Here is a 16,883-nt window from a genome sequence, read left to right as displayed (position 1 = left end):
GCGATGACACGCGGCCCGCGGATCGTCATGCTCGGCAAGCAGGGCTCCGGGAAGGGAACCCAGGCCGAGCGGCTCGCGGCCCACTACGGCGTGACGCACCTGTCCACCGGGGAGATCTTCCGGACGTCGGTCGGCGAGAGATCCGAGCTCGGTCTCGCTGCCAAGGAGTACATGGACCGCGGCGAGCTCGTCCCCGACGACATCGTGGTCCGGATCGTCGAGGAGTTCTTCGAGCGACATGACACGGCCGCCAAGGGCTTCTTCCTCGACGGATTCCCGCGCACCCATCAGCAGGCGGTGGAGCTACGGCGGATTCTCGACGGCACCGGCACGTCCCTCGACCTGGTGATCGAGATCGAGGTTCCCGACAGTGTCGTTCTGGAGCGCATGGTGGAGCGGGGCCGCGAGGACGACACCGCCGCCGCCATGAAGCGCCGGCTCGAGCTCTACCGTCGTGAGACGGAGCCGCTCGCCGAGTTCTACGGTGAGCAGAACCTCCTGGTGCGTGTCGACGGGACGGGTGAGGTCGACGACATCACCAAGCGCATGATCACGGTGATCGACGGGCACTTCGACGACTCGACGCCGTGATCACGCGCAAGACCCCCGACCAGATCGCCCTGATGCGGCGTGCCGGCCGGATCGTGGCGGAGATGCACGAGGAGTGCATCCGGGCTGCCAAACCGGGGGTCACGTTGCTCGATATCGACGCCGCAGCACGTGACGTTCTCGACCGTCGGGGGGCGCGGTCCAACTTCCTCAACTACCACGGGTTTCCCGCTGTGATCTGCGCATCGCCCAACGAGGTGATCGTGCACGGGATTCCCGACGAGAGCACGGTCGACGAGGGGGACATCCTCTCGATCGACTGTGGTGCGATCATCGAGGGCTGGCACGCCGATGCCGCCATCACGATCCCGATCGGTGAGGTCGACGACCTGTCGCAGCGCCTCATCACCGTCACACGGCGCTCGTTGGAGGCGGCGATCGAGCAGATCGTGGAGGGGAACAGGCTGGGCGACGTCGGAGCCGCGGTGGAAGAGGTTGCCGTCGCCGCCGGCTTCTCGGTCGTACGTGAGTACGTCGGGCACGGAATCGGCACGGCCATGCACGAAGATCCGCAGATCCCCAACTACGGGCCCGCGGGGAAGGGTATGACGATCAAGGAGGGCCACGTCTTCGCCATCGAGCCCATGATCAACGCCGGCTCCGCGGGCAACAAGGTGTTGGAGGACGGATGGGCCGTGGTCACCGACGACGGCCAGCGCTCGGCGCACTTCGAACACACGATTGCCGTGACTGCCGACGGCCCGGAAGTGTTGACGGTTCCGTGGTAGCTGCGCTACCCCGGAACCTCCCCACAGCCTCGCCTGGCCAGGTCCCTCCTCCGCCTTGGACGTCCCCGTCACCGCCGGGTTGGTGCGTTGGTGTTGCGATAGGCAACGGGAGTGCACCATCCCGGTGGGGTCTCCCGGGCGCAGAACAAGGGCCTGGCGGGCGGCGTTCCGATCGGTGCTCATCCCGCGATGCTGGGTCTGAACGGGCCCTTTCTCCTTCCTCCGAGATGGTGCGATTTCCGGGTCATAGGACGGGTTATCGCACCATCTCGGCGGGCTATCGACTCGTGTCGGCGTCGAGGTGCTCGAGCGGCGAGAGTGCCACCACGAACACGAGGGCGCCGGCGAAGGCGGGCTGTGCTGCGAGCAGGGCGTCGGAGACGCTCATGACCCTTTCGGGACAAGGGAACCGGGCTGATTCCGCCGGGCTCGCCCATTCTGGCCCCGTCGGGCGGACCAGACCCGGCGGTTCTTCTCCTCGCTATACGTCAATGCGGTGTCACATATGGACCTCAGTGACGCACAGGGAGGGAGGCTCGCATTGGGACCGGTGGGGCCGCTGGTGTATCCTCTTCCTTCGGCCCTGGGCCAGTTTTCTCATGAGGCGCGGGGCGATTCCTCGAGTGAAATCCACGGATACGAGCACGCGCCGCGCGCGCGGGAGTTGGTGAGGACGCTGGCAAAGCCGAAGGACGACACGATTCTGGTGGAGGGCACGGTCGTCGAGCCGCTGCCCAACGCCATGTTCCGTGTCGAGCTCGAGAACGGGCACACGATCCTCGCCCACATATCCGGCAAGATGCGGATGCACTACATCCGGATCCTGCCGGGCGACAAGGTCCAGGTCGAGCTCACGCCCTACGACCTGAGCCGCGGTCGGATCACCTACCGCTACAAGTGATCCGTACGGTCCCGAGAACTGGAACGAGAAGCAGATGAAGGTACGACCCAGCGTCAAGAAGATGTGTGAGAAGTGCAAGGTGATCCGTCGCAACGGTGCCGTGCGCGTCATCTGCGAGAACCCGCGCCACAAGCAGCGGCAGGGTTGAGGGGAACAGCACATGGCTCGAATCGCAGGCGTCGACATACCCCGCGAGAAGCGGACCGATGTCGCGCTCACCTACATCTACGGCATCGGCCGGAGCACCGGCTCGCTGATCTGCGAGGTCAACGAGATCGATCCCGCCACGCGGGTTCGCGACCTCACCGACACCGAGGTCACGAAGATCCGCTCGTGGGTGGAGCAGAACGTCGAGGTCGAGGGTGATCTCCGACGGGACGTCCAGCAGAACATCAAGCGCAAGATGGAGATCGGCTGCTACCAGGGGATCCGCCACCGGCGCGGCCTCCCGGTGAACGGCCAGCGCACCCGTACGAACGCCCGTACCCGTAAAGGTCCCAAGAAGACGGTGGCGGGCCGCAAGAAGGCGGTCAAGTAGTCGTGGCCAACCCGAGCGGGCAGCGACGCCCCAAGCGCAAGGAACGCCGCAACGTCGGCTACGCCGTGGCGCACATCAAGTCGTCGTTCAACAACACGATCATCACCATCACCGACCAGAACGGTGAGGTCCTCTCGTGGGCCTCGGCCGGCAACGTCGGCTTCAAGGGGTCCCGCAAGTCGACACCTTTCGCCGCGCAGACGGCGGCCGAGACCGCGGCTCGTCGGGCCATGGAGCACGGTGTCCGCAAGGTCGACATCGTCGTGAAGGGCCCCGGGTCCGGACGCGAAACCGCCATCCGGTCGATCCAGAACACGGGCATCGAGGTGGCGGGCATCAAGGACGTCACGCCGATCCCGCACAACGGCACCCGACCCAAGAAGCGACGGAGAGTTTGATGGCCCGCTACACCGGTCCCGTCTGTCGCCTCTGTCGGCGCGAGCGCATGAAGCTGTTCCTCAAGGGCCCCAAGTGCGAGTCCTCCAAGTGCCCGATCGAGCGTCGCCCCTACCCGCCGGGTGAGCACGGGCGTGGTCGCATCCGCGAGAGCGAGTACATGCTCCAGCTCCGCGAGAAGCAGAAGGCACGCCGGATCTACGGCCTCCTCGAGGGCCAGTTCCGCAACCTCTACACGTCGGCGGCCGCCGAAGACGGCATCACCGGAGAGAATCTCCTGCGGATGCTCGAGCAGCGGCTCGACAACGTGGTGTTCCGTGCCGGTTTCGCGGCGAGTCGCAACCAGTCCCGCCAGTTCGTTCGCCACGGCCACGTGAAGGTCAACGGAAAGCGCGTCACGATTCCCTCGTACCAGGTCCGCAAGGACGACATCGTCGAGTTGGGCGACAAGGCCAAGGCGATGATCGTCGTGAAGCACAACCTCGACACGATCGACAGGGCCGTTCCACCGTGGCTCGACGTTGTCGAGTCGAAGGCAACCGTGCGCGATCTCCCGATCCGGGAGCAGATCGACATCCCCGTGAGGGAGCAGTTGATCGTCGAGCTCTACTCCAAGTAACCGGGGGCGCCGGAGCGGCGTTCCCCTCTGACGACGACCAGAGGCGAAACACAGATGCTGATCATCCAACGACCCGGTATCGAGATCGGCGAGGCCGAGGGCAACACGCAGAGCTTCACGATTGCTCCGCTCGAGCCCGGCTTCGGCCACACCTTCGGGAACAGTCTCCGACGCACACTGCTGTCGGCGATTCCCGGTGCGGCGATCACGCAGGTGAAGTTCGACGACGCCCTCCACCCGTTCGACACGATCGAGGGGGTCAAGGAGGACGCCACCGACATCATCTTGAACCTCAAGGACGTCGTCCTGCGCTGCCACTCCGAGGAGGCCGTCACGCTGCGTCTCGACGCCTCCGGCCCCGGCGACGTCACCGCCGGTGACATCCAGGTCACCAGCGACGTCGAGATCCTCAACCCGTCGCACGTCATCGCACAGGTCAACGACAAGGGCCGGTTGGCCTGCGACCTCACAGTGGAGCAGGGCCGCGGCTACCTCTCGGCCGATCAGGCCCGGGCGAACACGTCGGGCACGATCGGCGAGATCCCCGTCGACGCCATCTTCTCGCCCGTACGGCGGGTGGCGTTCTCGATCGAGCCGACACGTGTCGAGCAGGCCACCAACTTCGACAGCCTCAGCATCGAGGTGGAGACCGACGGCTCCATCACACCGTTCGACGCGCTCGCCTCGGCCGGCGACACCCTCCGCAACCTCGTCACACTCGTGGCCGACATCTCCGAGGAGCCCCAGGGCCTCGAGCTCGGCGAGGTGGCTGTGGCTGCGCCCATGTCGCCCGATCTCGAGCTCCCCGTCGAGGACCTCGACCTGTCGGAGCGTCCGCGCAACTGCCTGAAGCGTGCCCGGGTCGACACCATCGGGCAGCTCCTCGAGAAGAGCGAGGACGACCTGCTGGCCATCACGAACTTCGGCCAGAAGTCTCTCGACGAGGTCCGCGTGAAGCTCGACGAGCGCGGCCTCACCCTGCGGGTCCGGGACTGACCGGTCGTGCCGACCCCGACCAAGGGACCCCGCCTGGGCGGAAGCCCCGAGCACCAGCGGCTCATGCTGGCGAACCTCGCCGCGCACCTGTTCGAGGCCGAGGTGATCGTCACGACGCTGGCCAAGGCGAAGGCGCTGCGCCCGGTCGCTGAGAAGATGATCACCAAGGCCCGCAAGGGCGGCCTGCACAACGAGCGCCTCGTCGTGTCGGAACTCCGTGACCCCGGGGTCGCAGCCAAGCTGTTCGCCGAGATCGGGCCCCGCTACGAGGACCGCGACGGCGGCTACCTCCGGATCCTGAAGCTGGGCCCCCGCAACGGCGACAACGCCCCGATGGCCCGCGTCGAACTGGTCTAACCCCTGCCCGTGATGGGCGAGTCTCCCGACACAGCGAGCCTCTTCGACGCATCCGGGCGTCCCAAGGTCCGGATGGTGCTCGCCTACGACGGCACCGACTTCCACGGCTTCGCGCAGCAGGCCGACCTCCGCACGGTCGAAGGCGTCCTGACTCGGGCCCTCGAGAAGGTCCTGCGCCACGACGTCGACATCACGTGCGCAGGGCGAACCGACAAGGGTGTGCACGCCGCCGCGCAGGTGATCTCCTTCGAGGCCGACCCCGGCGTCGACCCGTGGAAGCTGCGTGACGCCCTCAACGGGATGCTGGGGCCCGAGGTGGTGGTCCGCAGCAGCGAGCTCGTCGAGCCGTCCTTCGACGCCCGGCACTCCGCAACATGGCGTTCCTACCGCTACACGGTCGTGAACCGGCCCGAGCCCGACCCCTTCCTGGCGCGCTACGCCTGGTGGGTGCCCCAGGAGCTCGACCTACCGGCGCTGCGGATGGGTGCCGACCCGTTCGTGGGAACGCACGACTTCGCGTCCTTCTGCCGCAGGGGCCCCGAGGGCTCGACGACGCAGCGCACGGTCCACTCGTCGTCGTGGACCGACGCGGGCGACGGGGTGCTCCACTACGACATCCGGGCGGCTGCCTTCTGCTGGCAGATGGTGCGTTCGGTCGTGGGCACGCTCGTCGACATCGGCACCGGGAAGCTGCGTCCCGGCGACGTCATGTCGATCATCCGGGCGAAGGACCGCCAGGCCGCCGGGCAGGTCGCCCCGCCCCACGGCCTGTGCCTCACCGAGGTCGGCTATCCAGCGCCGTAGCCGATCGTGATGAGCTGCTTGTCCTCGTCGTCGCCGACGAGCCCACCCTCGGACACGGTGATCGACCCACCTTCGATGCCGTTGCCCGAGAAGCTCATCGCGAAGCTCTTGTTCCCGTTGACCGTTGAGTTGTTGGTACCGGCGACCTCGTAGCCCGCGTCGGGAAGGTCGCTCTCGTACATGCTGACCAGGTCGTCGAACGACTCGTCTGTCGTCCCAGTGACGCCCGCGCTCGTACCGGAGTCGCCATCACCGAAGGACGAGGAGGATGTGACTTCGAAGTCGTCGGGGAGCGGGATGTCGTCGGGGAAGTCGTCGGGGATCTCGCCGCCCCCGAAGCTGAACGAGCCATCGCCGTCCTGGCCTTCACCCTCGATGGTGACCTCGCCGTCGTTGCTGTCGACTTTGATGTCGCCCTCGGGCGTCTCGATGTCGAAGTCGCCGTCGGCGGCGTCGAGGACGTCGCCGGCGTTCGGGCCGTCGTCGCCGCAGGCCGTGAAGGCCACCAGGGCCAGTGCTCCGAGCGTCACCAGAACTGTGCGTCGCATCATCTGTGGGGTCTCCTGTGTGTCGGCCGGGATGGTGAAGGGAGCCGTTTCGCGCCCTGCGTGTCGAACAGTCTGACAGATCCTAGGGCGTACCGGGTTCAGTACGCAACGGAGAGTGAGAACTTGTCGGGGTTCTGACCGCTGAAATCGTGCTCGGCGTAGGTGATCTTCCCCTCGGTGATCCCGTTGCCCTCGAAGGTGATGGCGAACGCCGAGGCTCCCTCGATCGGGTCGTCGTCCTCGGACACGATCGTGTAGCCGGCCTCGGGAAGGCTCGTGGTGTAGAGGGCGTGGAGCCTTTCCAGTGACTGCCCGGTCACACCCGAGATGTTCGCCGTGGGTGCGCCCTCCGTGTCGGAGCCCGAGAACGCGGCTGTGACGACGAAGTCGTCAGGAAGCGGGATGTCGTCGGGGAAGTCGTCGGGAACCTCTTCGGGTCCGAGAACGACCGATCCGCCGCCGTCCTCGTCACTGATCTCGATCGGCCCCGATCCCTCGCCCTCGATACCGGGTGCACCCTTGCCATCACCCTCGACCGTGACGGTCTCGTTGTCGTCGCTGCTGCACGCCGCAAGAAGGAGGGCGCTGACCGCGAGCAGTGCCGCGAGCAGGGCGGCGGTCGTTGCCCGGGCGGGGCGCGAGCGGCGGCTCGAAGGGAGTGGCACGAGCGCGAATGATACTGCCGGGTCGAGCGGACGAGGCCGCGCTCAGCTACCGGGCGTGTCGGGAACCTCGGTGGGAGCGGCGAAGTCGTCCTCGGTCGGCGTGTCGACCACCTCGGCAACGAGGCGAACGGCCGTTCCCTCCTCGTTCTCGGCGATGAGCAGCAGGGGGACACCCGACTCGGCGTCGACGCACTCGGTGAGGCGGACCTGACCGGCGTCGGGTGAGGCGGTCTCCTGCCCGCCGGTCGAGGAGCCGTCGTCGGAGCCGTCGTCCAGCGGATCGGTGGCGAACGCGGCGCAGACGGCAGGTCGTTGTGCGATGACACGACCGTCTTCGGGGGTGTAGCCCGCCAGCATCGACGGTGACTCGCTGAAGACCAGCGAGGCGAACACTCCGAGGAACCCGCTGAGGAGACCCTGACCGGCGTCGCCGACGCCGGGGAGCCGGACGCACACGGGGTCCGAGCCCTCCGTGCAGCTGGCGAGACTCCCGTCGCCGTTGTCGATCACCAGACCCTGCTCCGTGCGGACAGAGACGCGGGGTGGGTCCTGGGCGTAGACGATGTTCTCGTCGACGGGGGGTTCCGAGGTCCCGTCCTCGAGGACGTACGTCACCCGGACGGTGGCGTCCTGGGCCGTCTCCAGCAGGGCGGCGAACTCCGGCTGCGTGACCTGGGCGGGCGGCTCGGCGTCGTCAGTTTCACTGTCGCCGCCACTGTCCGAGCACGCGACGAGCAGGACAGCGAGGGCTGTCAGCGAGGCAAGCAGTACTCGGCGATGCGTTCCCATGTCGGCGCGGTGAGGGTACCCGCTCGTAGGCTGCGTCCATGGCGCAGGAGACCGACGCCGAGACCACGGAGCGGCATCGCCGGCTGTACCTCGACGAGATGGCGGCTGCCGACCTCTACCGACGATTGGCGGCCCACGCCGACCCCGAGTTGTCGCGTCAGCTCGGAGCCGTGGCAGACGCCGAGGATCAGCACGCCGAGCACTGGGTGGGCCTCCTCCGGGAGGCGGGGACCCCCACGCCCGCCTACCACCCTCCCTTCCGGGTACGCGCCCTGGGAACGACGGCCCGGCTCATCGGCGTGGAGAGGGTGCTGCCGCTCGTGGCCCGGATGGAGGCGGGTGAGGTCCGTCGCTACCGGGGCCACGACGACGTCCCCGACGCTCTGGTCGACGAGGAGGTCGAGCACGGGCGCCTCGTGGCCGGCCTGGGAGGTGGAGCAGGTGTGGGCGCGGCCATCGCGGCTGCCGAGGGTCGTCACCGGATCGGCGTGGGCGACTCGCTGCGTCCGCTCGTGTTCGGCGCCAACGACGGACTCGTCTCGAACCTGTCGCTCGTGATGGGCGTGGCGGGCGGGACGTCCGACGAGTCGCTCGTGCTCCTCGCAGGTGTCGCAGGGCTCGTGGCCGGTGCATGCTCGATGGCTGCGGGCGAGTGGATCTCCGTCCGTGCCCAGGCGGAGCTCTACGAGCGTGAGCTCGAGGTGGAGCGTTACGAGATCCGGGACTTCCCCGAGGAGGAGACCGAGGAACTGGAGACCATCTACCGCTCCCGCGGGTTCGACAAGGCGGAGGCCAGGGCACTGGCGGAGCGGCTCATGGAGGACGAGGAGGTGGCGCTCGACGTGCACGCCCGCGAGGAGCTCGGCATCACCCCGGGAGAGCTCCCGTCGTCGTGGGTGGCAGCGGTGTCCTCGTTTCTGGCGTTCGCCGTCGGAGCGTTCGTCCCGGTATTGCCGTACGTGATCATGAGCGATCCGGGGGCCTTCATCACGGCCGCCGTACTGTCGGGAGTGGCGCTGTTCTGCGTCGGAGCGTTGATCTCGATCTTCACCGGGCGCAACGCCTTCTGGTCCGGCTTGCGAATGGTCCTCATCGGCGGTGGCGCCGCCGTCGTCACCTACGGAATCGGAACACTCATCGGCACCACCTGACTCGCATCAAACTTCGTCGAGGTAGAGGAAGCCGGCGCCCTCGTTACGCACCGGTATGCCCGCGTCGCGCAGCGCGGCGTCCCAGTCACCGCGCACCTCGGGGCTCGTCTGCTCCATCCCGTGGTCGGCCACGAGACAGAAGGCGGTGTCGTCGAACACGTCGGCGTTCTCGATGGCCGCGAGAACCTCCCCGAGGCGGGCGTCGGTGTCGCGGATGGCGGCTGCCGCAACCTCGGAGTGAGGTCCGCCCTCGTGCATGGCGGCGTCGGTGAGAGCGAAGTTCACCCACATGAACCGAGGTGCGGGGTAGTCGACGTCGCGGTAGCGACCGGACCAGATGCCGACGGCCTGGTCCATGGCCTGGTGGTCGATGATCGACCAGGCCTTGTAGCCGGGCGACGTGTCGGCGAACCGGCTGGTCGTGTGCGGGAGGCCGTCGGTGCTGGAGGTGATCTCGGGAACTGATCCCGAGCGGAAGAAGTCGAAGGTACTGAAGCCCGCGCCCCGGTCGCACGGCTCGTCGACCGCAGCGGTGAACGCGTCGGGCCACGTGCGTCGCACGGCCTCCCAGAGCGTCTCTGTGCCGTCGACGAGGTGTTGCATGGCGAACGGCCACGTGGCCAGCGAGTTGGTGTCGATGCTGCGGGCGGCGGAACGGTCGTACCAGGCGTTGTGCAGCACGCCGTGGTGGCCGGGGAGCCGTCCGGTGAGGATCGACGTGTGGTTCGCCAGCGTGACGGTCGGGAGGCCCGCCATGGCGCCGTGACGCATCGCCGTCCCCATGTCGATGAGACGCGCCACATGGGGCGCCTCTCCCGACGCTGCCATGTCGTAGAGGACGTTGGGGTTGGTGCCGTCGAACAGGAAGCCCGCCACGTGGCTCGGGACACCGTCGGCCGGGTCGAGCAGGTCGTGGCGCACCACGCCGTCGGCACCGGCCAGCAGCGCGTCGGCCTCGGACCTGTTCGCGGAGGTGTCGCGGGGTGCGACGCCGAGCAGCGCGGCCAGTGTGGGCCCGACATCGACGAGTCGCAGGGAGTCGTCGGACATTCCCCGTCGACGTGTTCCCCGGCCCGCGAGCACGAAGGGCGCGCGTGCCTGCACCACGTCGAGCGAACCGTGCTCGCCCACGTGGCCACCGGACTCCGGCCAGTGGTGACCGGCCGAGTGGACGACGCACACGTCGGGTGCCGCCGCGTGGTCGAAGAGCTGTGCCACCTGATCGTAGGCGTAGGGGTAGGCGTTGGCGGTGCGATCGGGATGCAGCGCGTCGAGTTCGTCGCCGAGCCCGGCGAAACGGTCCGTGGAACGGTCGCCGAGGGGGTTGCGACCCTCGACGGTCGTGTCGTCGGGCTCCGTGTGGGCGTCGCCCGGCCGGTCGAAGCGGACCCGCCCGTCCGGGGCGATCGCCTCGTAGCGCCCGTCGGCGACACGCAGGACCATCTCGACGGTATTGGCTACCGCAGGGTCGAGCAGAGCGCTCACCGCTGCATCCGAGAGCTCACGGAGGCGGGAAGAGGGCTCGCGGGGGGCCGCGTCGACCGGCATGCCGGAGCAGGCTAGTGGCGGTTGCGGTAGAGCTCGGGCCAACGGGGCGCCCGGGCTCGGATTGTCCACGTCCGCGGTGCCCGAGTATCCTTTCCTGTCTGCCCTGAGGCCTCTCCACGGCCCTCCCGTCACCACGCGGCCACGACCCCGAGCACCACGAAGAGCCTGAGTACCACGAAGAGATCGACGACACGACGTGCGCACTTTCAGCCCCACACCCGACGACATCAGCAGCGACTGGTACGTCCTCGACGCCCAGGGCGCCCGCCTGGGCCGAGTGGCCACAGAGGCCGCCACGCTCCTGCGCGGCAAGCACAAGCCCACCTGGGCACCGAACGTCGCCGGCGGCGATCACGTCGTTGTGATCAACGCCTCCGGGCTCGACGTGTCGGCCCGCAAGGCCGAACAGAAGACGTACCACCGCCACTCCGGCTATCCGGGAGGTCTACGCACCGAGACGCTCGAGCACCTGATCGAGCGTGATCCGGCCCAGGTCGTCAAGAAGGCGGTCAAGGGAATGCTGCCGAAGAACCGGCTCGGCCGCAGCATGCTCCGGAACCTGCGTGTCTACGCCGGTCCCGCCCATCCGCACGCCGCCCAGCGGCCACAGTCCCGCGCCATCAGCGGCAGCGCCCGCTGAGCACTCTCGCAGAGGAGTTTCCCGTGTCGAAGCCGCTCGTCCAGAGCACCGGTCGCCGCAAGAGCAGCGTCGCCCGCGTTCGCGTACGCCCGGGCACGGGTGTGGTCACCGTCAACGGCCGTTCCTACACCGAGTACTTCCCCACGCTGGTCCAGCAGATGACGGTCAACGAGCCACTACGTGTCACCGAGACGGCCGACGTCTACGACATCGACGCCAGTGTCGCCGGTGGCGGCACGAGCGGCCAGGCCGGTGCGGTCCGACTGGGGATCGCGCGGGCATTGACGGAGCTCGACGGTGAGCAGCGTGCCGAGCTGAAGAAGCTCGGGCTCCTGACGCGTGATGCGCGCGAAAAAGAGCGCAAGAAGTACGGCCTCAAGAAGGCCCGCAAGGCTCCGCAGTACAGCAAGCGCTGAGTCTGCGACCACCGCACCATGTCGCTGCGGTTCGGTACCGACGGGGTCCGGGGTGTCGCCAACCGTGATCTCACCCCGGAGCTGATCCTGGCGCTCGGGCGCGCGGTTGTGCGCGCGCTCGGAAACGAGCAACCTCTCCTCATCGCCCGTGACACGCGCCTGTCGGGGCCCATGCTCGAGGCCTCGCTCAGCGCCGGCGTGTGCGGCGAGGGCGGCCGAGTCGAGTCGCTCGGGGTTCTCCCCACACCCGGGCTGGCGCATGCGTCGCGGGTGCGGGGCGCACCCGCGGCGATGATCTCGGCCAGCCACAACCCCTTCGGCGACAACGGCATCAAGATCTTCGCCGCCGGCGGTCGCAAGCTCGCCGACGACATGGAGCGGCGAATAGAAACCGAGCTCCTCACGGTGCTCGGACGGGCGGTCTCCGACGACGATCCCGTCGGTGCGGAGATCGGATCCGCCCAGACACGCACGGACGCCGCCGACGAGTACGTCGCGCACCTCGTGGGCGTCCTCGAGGGCCGAACCTTCGACGGATCGAGGGTCGTCCTCGACTGCGGGCACGGGGCCGCACATCGCACGGCTCCCGCGGCGTTCGAGCACCTCGGTGCGGATGTCGTGGCGATCGGCGTCGAGCCCGACGGCCTGAACATCAACGACGGGTGCGGGTCGACACAACCCGAGCACCTCCAACGGGCGGTCAGGCAGCACGGCGCCGACGCCGGCTTCGCCTTCGACGGTGACGCCGACCGCTGTATCGCCGTCGACGAGACGGGCGCCCTGCGCGACGGCGACCACATCCTCGCTGTCACAGCGTTCGACCTCGCAGGCCGCGGGCGACTGCGTGGTGATGCCATCGCGACCACCGTGATGGCCAACCTCGGGCTGCGGCGGGCACTTGCCGCCGAGGGCGTCGGCATCGTGGAGACGCCTGTCGGCGACCGGCACGTCCTCACGGCCATGGAGGAGAACGACCTCGTTCTCGGCGGTGAGCAGTCGGGTCACGTGATCTTCTCGGAGCACGCCACCACCGGCGACGGCACTCTCACCGCTCTCATGGTCCTCGATGTCGTCCGTCGCACGGGTAGGTCGCTCGGCGATCTCTGCGACGTCGTCACCAAGCACCCGCAGGTCCTCGTCAACGTCCGAGTCGATCCCGGCGTGACCGACGCCGACCTCGACGGTGCCACCGGTTTCTGGGACGACGTGCGGACCGTCGAGGCGGAGCTCGCAACCAACGGGCGTGTGCTCGTGCGCCCCTCTGGGACGGAGCCGGTCGTGCGCATCATGGTCGAGGCGACCGACCCCGCCGTCGCCGACACCGCGGCCTCCCGCCTCAGTGCGTCACTGAGGTCCGCTCTGCGGACCTCAGTGACGCACTAGGGGTTGGTCGTAGACTCACTCCCGTGTGCGGCATCGTCGGTTACACGGGCTCGGACTCTGCGCTGCCGATCCTCCTCGACGGGCTGAGTTCGCTCGAGTACCGCGGCTACGACTCGGCCGGTGTGGCGCTCCAGGTTCCCGGCGACGGCCTCTGGATCCGGCGCCGGGCGGGCAAGTTGGCGGAGCTGGCCGGAGCGGTCGGTGACGCCCCGGGGGACGCCACCACCGGCATCGGCCACACCCGCTGGGCGACCCACGGGCGCCCGTCGGAGGAGAACTCCCATCCCCAGACCGACGAGTCGGGCGACCTGGCCATCGTCCACAACGGCATCGTCGAGAACTTCCTGGAGCTCCGCGCCGAACTCGAGGGCGCGGGCCACGAGTTCAGCTCGGAAACCGACACGGAGGTCCTCGCGCACCTCGTGGCCGATCGCCTGACCGACGGCGACGACCTCGCCACCGCCGTTCGCTCCCTGCTCCGCCGCGTGGAGGGGAGCTTCACCGTCGCCGTCGTACATGCCGCGGATCCCGGGCTCGTCGTCGCAGCACGCCGTGTGTCGCCGCTCGTGGCGGGGATCACCGACGGAGCAGGGCTGATCGCCTCCGACATCCCTGCCCTCCTCCCGCACACGCGCGACATCTTCGTCGTGGACGACGACCACGTCGTGGAGCTGCGACCCGGCTCGATCCGGATCACGGACCCCGACGGCACCGACACGGAACCCACGCCGCGAACCGTCACATGGGACGTCGAGCAGGCCGAGAAGGGCGGCTTCGACGACTTCATGCTGAAGGAGATCCACGAGCAGCCCGACGCCGTCCGCGACACGCTGCGCGGCCGCACCGACCCGGCCGGGCACCTGATGCTCGACGAGCTCCGCCTCGAGGAGGACGACCTGCGGGCGGTCGACAAGGTGTTCCTCGTCGGCTGCGGCACGAGCTACCACGCGGCGATGGTGGCGAAGTACGCGCTCGAGCACTGGACCCGCCTGCCGTGTGAGATCGACATCGCCTCCGAGTTCCGCTACCGCGACCCGGTCGTCGACACGCGCACGCTGGTGGTGGGGGTCAGCCAGTCCGGGGAGACCGCCGACACGATCGAGGCGATGAAGTACGCCAAGCGTTGGGACGCCCAAATCATCGCCGTCACCAACGTCGTCGACTCGGGTATGGCCCGTCTCGCCGATGCCGTCCTCTACACCCACGCCGGTCCCGAGATCGGAGTCGCCGCCACCAAGACCCATCTGGCACAGGTGGTGGCACTCGAACTGCTGGCTCTCTACCTCGCCGGCGTCCGCGGGACCCGCTACCCGAGCGAGGCGCGCGACCTGCTCGCGGAGCTCCTCGAGGTTCCGGCGCGGATCGAGACCGTTCTCGGGCGGAACGACGAGATCCGGCCCGTCGCCGAGGAGTTGAGCGAGGTGCGCGACTTTTTCTTCCTGGGCCGTGGCGTCGGCTATCCGGTGGCGATGGAGGGTGCGCTGAAGCTGAAGGAGATCAGCTATGCGCGCGCCGAGGCCTACCCGGGCGGCGAGATGAAGCACGGGCCCATCGCCCTGATCGAACCGGGGACGGTGGTCGTCGGCGTGGCGACCCGATCCCACGTCTACGCCAAGTCGCTCGCCAACATCTCCGAGATGCGAACACGGGGAGCGACGGTCCTGCTCGTGGCCAACGACGGCGACGAGGTAGCCGCCGAGCTCGCCGACCACGTCCTCTGGGTGCCACCGACCATGGAGCTCTTCTCGCCGGCGGTCGACACGGTGGCCCTCCAGCTGTTCGCCTATCACCTCGCCAAGTCACGCGGGCGCGATGTCGACAAGCCACGGAACCTCGCCAAGACCGTCACGGTGGAGTGACGTGGCACTCACCGGTGAGGCCCGTGCCGAGCGACTGACCCGCGACATCGGGGCGATCGCCGTCGGGCGCACGGTCGTGGGGCTCGGTGTCGATCTCGTGGAGCTCGAACGCATGCGTCTCGCGCTCATGCGCACGCCCAGACTCGAGGAGCGCTGCTTCTCACCCGCCGAGCGTGAATACGCCCACCGCTCCCGTGACGCCACGCCGAGCCTCGCCGCCCGGTTCGCCGCCAAGGAGGCTGTGATGAAGGCACTCGGCGTCGGCCTCTGGGCTTTCAGGCTCCGCGACGTGGAGGTCGGACGACTGCCCGGCGGTGCGCCCCGGCTCGTCGTGTCCGGACGGGCCGCAGACCTGGCCGCGTCACGTGGCGTCGGCTCCTGGGGGCTCTCGCTCACCCACACCGACACCACCGCCCTGGCTGTGGCTCTGGCCTTCGCCGCCGGGGGCCACTGACGTGCTGCCGGTCCTCACTCCCGAGGAGATGGGAGCGGCCGATGCCGCCACGATCGCCGCCGGGACGCCACAGAAGGCCCTGATGGGCCGTGCCGGTCGCGCCGTCGCGCGAACCGCTCTCGACATGCTCGGCGGTGGCTACGGGCACCGGTGTGTCGTCGCTGCCGGGAAGGGCAACAACGGAGGCGACGGCCTCATCGCCGCCGAGGCACTCCGGCGCCGCGGCGTGGGCGTGGAGGTGGTCCGGCTCGACGACGGTGTCGGCACGGTGGCCCTCGACCGTGCGCTCTCGCGTGCCGACCTGGTGATCGACGCGATGTACGGGACGGGTTTCCGCGGGTCACTCGAGGGAGACGCGGCGGTCGTGGCCGATCGCCTCCGCGACGGCCCGCCCGTCCTGGCGGTCGACATCCCGTCGGGTGTCGACGGGCTGACGGGCGCGGCGGCAGGTCCGACGGTCCAGGCAACTGCAACGGTGTGCTTCGCTGCTCTCAAGCCCGGCGTCGTCTTCGATCCGGGAGCCACCGCCTCCGGAGACATCGACCTCGTCGACATCGGGATCGACGTGTCGGCGACGACTGTCGGAGTCACCGAGATCTCCGACGTCGCCGCCTGGCTACCCGCCCTCCCCGTCGACAACAACAAGTGGCGGTCCCCGGTCTCGGTGGTCGGGGGCTCGGGGGGGATGACGGGCGCGCCTGCGTTCGTGAGTCACGCGGCGATGCGCGCGGGCGCCGGCATCGTGTGGTGCAACCTGCCGGGTCGCGAGGCTGCCCGGGCGGCGTCGGGGAGCGAGGTCATCACCCGGGCGGTCGGCGCCACGCCGGAAGGAGACCTGGAGTCCGCCGGCGCCCGCGAGGTGCTGGAGTCGCTCCCTCGTTTCCGAGCACTTGCGCTCGGGCCCGGCCTCGGGCGCTCGGGAGCGACGGCCACGGCCGTCCGTCACATCCTCGACAACGCCGACCTGCCCGTCGTGCTCGACGCCGACGGCCTCAACGCGCTCGCGGGCGATCCCGGACTGCTGACGACCCGTTCCCACCCCACGGTGCTCACACCCCACGACGGTGAGTTCGAGCGCCTCACCGGTCATCCTGTCGGGGCCGACCGGGTGGCTGCCGCGCGGGACCTGGCGGTCCGCGCGGACAGCGTCGTCCTGCTCAAGGGCTCCACGACCGTTGTGGCCGAGCCCCCGGGTCGTGCGGCGCTGAACATCACCGGCGGGCCCTGGCTCGGGACCGCGGGCACCGGCGACGTTCTCACCGGGATCGTCGCCGCGTTCCTCGCCCGGGGGGTCCCGGCCTTCGAGGCGGCCACGGCGGGCGCATTCGTCCACGGGCTCGCAGCGGACGTGGCCGGGCACCCGGGTCTGATCGCGGGTGACCTGATCGACGCCCTCGGGCCTACGCTGGCGCAGGTCGGTACCACAGACTGACCGACCCGGCCGGCGGAACCGGCCCCCGAATCCCGTGTGCCGAGAGGCGG

General features: G+C 69.0%; 21 protein-coding genes. 17 read left to right on the top strand and 4 right to left on the bottom strand.

Annotation, left to right across the window (positions count from 1 at the left end):
- The first annotated feature begins 3 nt into the window (after positions 1–3).
- The 10 genes from R3A49_10040 to truA all read left to right on the top strand — a co-directional run bounded on the left by R3A49_10040 (position 4) and on the right by truA (position 5,948).
- Positions 4–591, top strand: a complete 588-nt coding sequence (locus tag R3A49_10040) for an adenylate kinase (protein ID MEZ5171071.1) — start codon at positions 4–6, stop codon at positions 589–591.
- Positions 588–1,337: a type I methionyl aminopeptidase gene (map, locus tag R3A49_10035; protein MEZ5171070.1), complete on the top strand. Its 750-nt coding sequence runs from the start codon at positions 588–590 to the stop codon at positions 1,335–1,337. Before R3A49_10040 ends, map begins: the two co-directional genes overlap by 4 nt.
- Positions 1,338–2,013: 676 nt before the next feature.
- Complete coding sequence (gene infA, locus R3A49_10030) at positions 2,014–2,238, top strand: translation initiation factor IF-1 (protein MEZ5171069.1); 225 nt, start codon at positions 2,014–2,016, stop codon at positions 2,236–2,238.
- A 34-nt stretch (positions 2,239–2,272) separates the two neighbouring features.
- A complete protein-coding gene (gene rpmJ, locus R3A49_10025; protein MEZ5171068.1) occupies positions 2,273–2,386 on the top strand; it encodes a 50S ribosomal protein L36 in 114 nt (37 codons plus the stop codon).
- Between the two features lie 12 nt (positions 2,387–2,398).
- Positions 2,399–2,776, top strand: coding sequence for a 30S ribosomal protein S13 (gene rpsM, locus R3A49_10020; protein ID MEZ5171067.1), 378 nt, complete (start codon positions 2,399–2,401; stop codon positions 2,774–2,776).
- Positions 2,777–2,778: 2 nt separating this feature from the next.
- Positions 2,779–3,174: a 30S ribosomal protein S11 gene (rpsK, locus tag R3A49_10015; protein MEZ5171066.1), complete on the top strand. Its 396-nt coding sequence runs from the start codon at positions 2,779–2,781 to the stop codon at positions 3,172–3,174.
- The gene (gene rpsD / locus R3A49_10010) at positions 3,174–3,791 is read left to right on the top strand and encodes a 30S ribosomal protein S4 (GenBank protein MEZ5171065.1); all 618 of its coding nucleotides are present in this window, start codon (positions 3,174–3,176) and stop codon (positions 3,789–3,791) included. Before rpsK ends, rpsD begins: the two co-directional genes overlap by 1 nt.
- Positions 3,792–3,845: 54 nt before the next feature.
- A complete protein-coding gene (locus R3A49_10005) occupies positions 3,846–4,787 on the top strand; it encodes a DNA-directed RNA polymerase subunit alpha (protein ID MEZ5171064.1) in 942 nt (313 codons plus the stop codon).
- A 6-nt stretch (positions 4,788–4,793) separates the two neighbouring features.
- A complete protein-coding gene (gene rplQ / locus R3A49_10000; protein MEZ5171063.1) occupies positions 4,794–5,144 on the top strand; it encodes a 50S ribosomal protein L17 in 351 nt (116 codons plus the stop codon).
- Between the two features lie 12 nt (positions 5,145–5,156).
- Positions 5,157–5,948 carry a tRNA pseudouridine(38-40) synthase TruA gene (gene truA / locus R3A49_09995; protein ID MEZ5171062.1) on the top strand — a complete coding sequence of 264 codons (792 nt, stop codon included), beginning with the start codon at positions 5,157–5,159 and terminating at the stop codon, positions 5,946–5,948.
- Here truA and R3A49_09990 read toward each other — a convergent pair.
- The 3 genes from R3A49_09990 to R3A49_09980 form a co-directional block, all read right to left on the bottom strand.
- Positions 5,933–6,478, bottom strand: coding sequence for a hypothetical protein (locus R3A49_09990; protein MEZ5171061.1), 546 nt, complete (start codon positions 6,476–6,478; stop codon positions 5,933–5,935). The two genes, truA and R3A49_09990, sit on opposite strands and share 16 nt — an antisense overlap.
- Positions 6,479–6,594: 116 nt before the next feature.
- Positions 6,595–7,161 (bottom strand): hypothetical protein, encoded by a 567-nt coding sequence (locus tag R3A49_09985; GenBank protein MEZ5171060.1) that lies wholly within the window; start codon positions 7,159–7,161, stop codon positions 6,595–6,597.
- Positions 7,162–7,203: 42 nt separating this feature from the next.
- On the bottom strand, positions 7,204–7,950 hold the full coding sequence (locus R3A49_09980; GenBank protein ID MEZ5171059.1) for a hypothetical protein: 747 nt from the start codon (positions 7,948–7,950) through the stop codon (positions 7,204–7,206).
- 38 nt (positions 7,951–7,988) lie between these two features.
- Here R3A49_09980 and R3A49_09975 point away from each other — a divergent pair, with 38 nt between their 5' ends.
- Positions 7,989–9,101: a VIT1/CCC1 transporter family protein gene (locus tag R3A49_09975; protein ID MEZ5171058.1), complete on the top strand. Its 1,113-nt coding sequence runs from the start codon at positions 7,989–7,991 to the stop codon at positions 9,099–9,101.
- Between the two features lie 6 nt (positions 9,102–9,107).
- Here R3A49_09975 and R3A49_09970 read toward each other — a convergent pair whose 3' ends face one another.
- Positions 9,108–10,649 (bottom strand): alkaline phosphatase family protein, encoded by a 1,542-nt coding sequence (locus R3A49_09970; protein ID MEZ5171057.1) that lies wholly within the window; start codon positions 10,647–10,649, stop codon positions 9,108–9,110.
- A 196-nt stretch (positions 10,650–10,845) separates the two neighbouring features.
- On the opposite strand from R3A49_09970, the gene rplM reads away from it, so the two are divergent.
- The 6 genes from rplM to R3A49_09940 are packed head-to-tail and all read left to right on the top strand — an operon-like array spanning position 10,846 to position 16,833.
- On the top strand, positions 10,846–11,289 hold the full coding sequence (rplM, locus tag R3A49_09965; protein ID MEZ5171056.1) for a 50S ribosomal protein L13: 444 nt from the start codon (positions 10,846–10,848) through the stop codon (positions 11,287–11,289).
- 23 nt (positions 11,290–11,312) lie between these two features.
- Positions 11,313–11,705: a 30S ribosomal protein S9 gene (gene rpsI / locus R3A49_09960; GenBank protein ID MEZ5171055.1), complete on the top strand. Its 393-nt coding sequence runs from the start codon at positions 11,313–11,315 to the stop codon at positions 11,703–11,705.
- Between the two features lie 18 nt (positions 11,706–11,723).
- Entirely contained in the window at positions 11,724–13,088 is a 1,365-nt protein-coding gene (glmM, locus tag R3A49_09955; GenBank protein ID MEZ5171054.1) for a phosphoglucosamine mutase, read from the top strand.
- A gap of 23 nt (positions 13,089–13,111) precedes the next feature.
- On the top strand, positions 13,112–14,947 hold the full coding sequence (gene glmS / locus R3A49_09950) for a glutamine--fructose-6-phosphate transaminase (isomerizing) (GenBank protein ID MEZ5171053.1): 1,836 nt from the start codon (positions 13,112–13,114) through the stop codon (positions 14,945–14,947).
- Between the two features lies 1 nt (position 14,948).
- Complete coding sequence (locus R3A49_09945) at positions 14,949–15,401, top strand: holo-ACP synthase (protein ID MEZ5171052.1); 453 nt, start codon at positions 14,949–14,951, stop codon at positions 15,399–15,401.
- Between the two features lies 1 nt (position 15,402).
- Positions 15,403–16,833 (top strand): NAD(P)H-hydrate dehydratase, encoded by a 1,431-nt coding sequence (locus tag R3A49_09940; protein MEZ5171051.1) that lies wholly within the window; start codon positions 15,403–15,405, stop codon positions 16,831–16,833.
- Positions 16,834–16,883 lie beyond the last annotated feature (50 nt).

The organism is Acidimicrobiia bacterium (assembly GCA_041394025.1).
In the GTDB taxonomy this organism is placed as follows: Bacteria; Actinomycetota; Acidimicrobiia; order IMCC26256; family JAOSJL01; genus JAOSJL01.
Note: the sequence above shows the minus strand (reverse complement) of the source record. Positions and strands in the feature narration are given on the sequence as shown.

Bases quoted from the DNA above. Each gene is read 5' to 3' on its own strand.
- R3A49_10040 (MEZ5171071.1), top strand. From the start codon at position 4: ATGACACGCGGCCCGCGGATCGTCATGCTCGGCAAGCAGGGCTCCGGG.
- rpmJ (MEZ5171068.1), top strand. From the start codon at position 2,273: ATGAAGGTACGACCCAGCGTCAAGAAGATGTGTGAGAAGTGCAAGGTG.
- rpsM (MEZ5171067.1), top strand. From the start codon at position 2,399: ATGGCTCGAATCGCAGGCGTCGACATACCCCGCGAGAAGCGGACCGAT.
- rpsD (MEZ5171065.1), top strand. From the start codon at position 3,174: ATGGCCCGCTACACCGGTCCCGTCTGTCGCCTCTGTCGGCGCGAGCGC.
- R3A49_10005 (MEZ5171064.1), top strand. From the start codon at position 3,846: ATGCTGATCATCCAACGACCCGGTATCGAGATCGGCGAGGCCGAGGGC.
- truA (MEZ5171062.1), top strand. From the start codon at position 5,157: ATGGGCGAGTCTCCCGACACAGCGAGCCTCTTCGACGCATCCGGGCGT.
- R3A49_09980 (MEZ5171059.1), bottom strand. From the start codon at position 7,950: ATGGGAACGCATCGCCGAGTACTGCTTGCCTCGCTGACAGCCCTCGCT.
- R3A49_09975 (MEZ5171058.1), top strand. From the start codon at position 7,989: ATGGCGCAGGAGACCGACGCCGAGACCACGGAGCGGCATCGCCGGCTG.
- R3A49_09970 (MEZ5171057.1), bottom strand. From the start codon at position 10,649: ATGCCGGTCGACGCGGCCCCCCGCGAGCCCTCTTCCCGCCTCCGTGAG.
- glmM (MEZ5171054.1), top strand. From the start codon at position 11,724: ATGTCGCTGCGGTTCGGTACCGACGGGGTCCGGGGTGTCGCCAACCGT.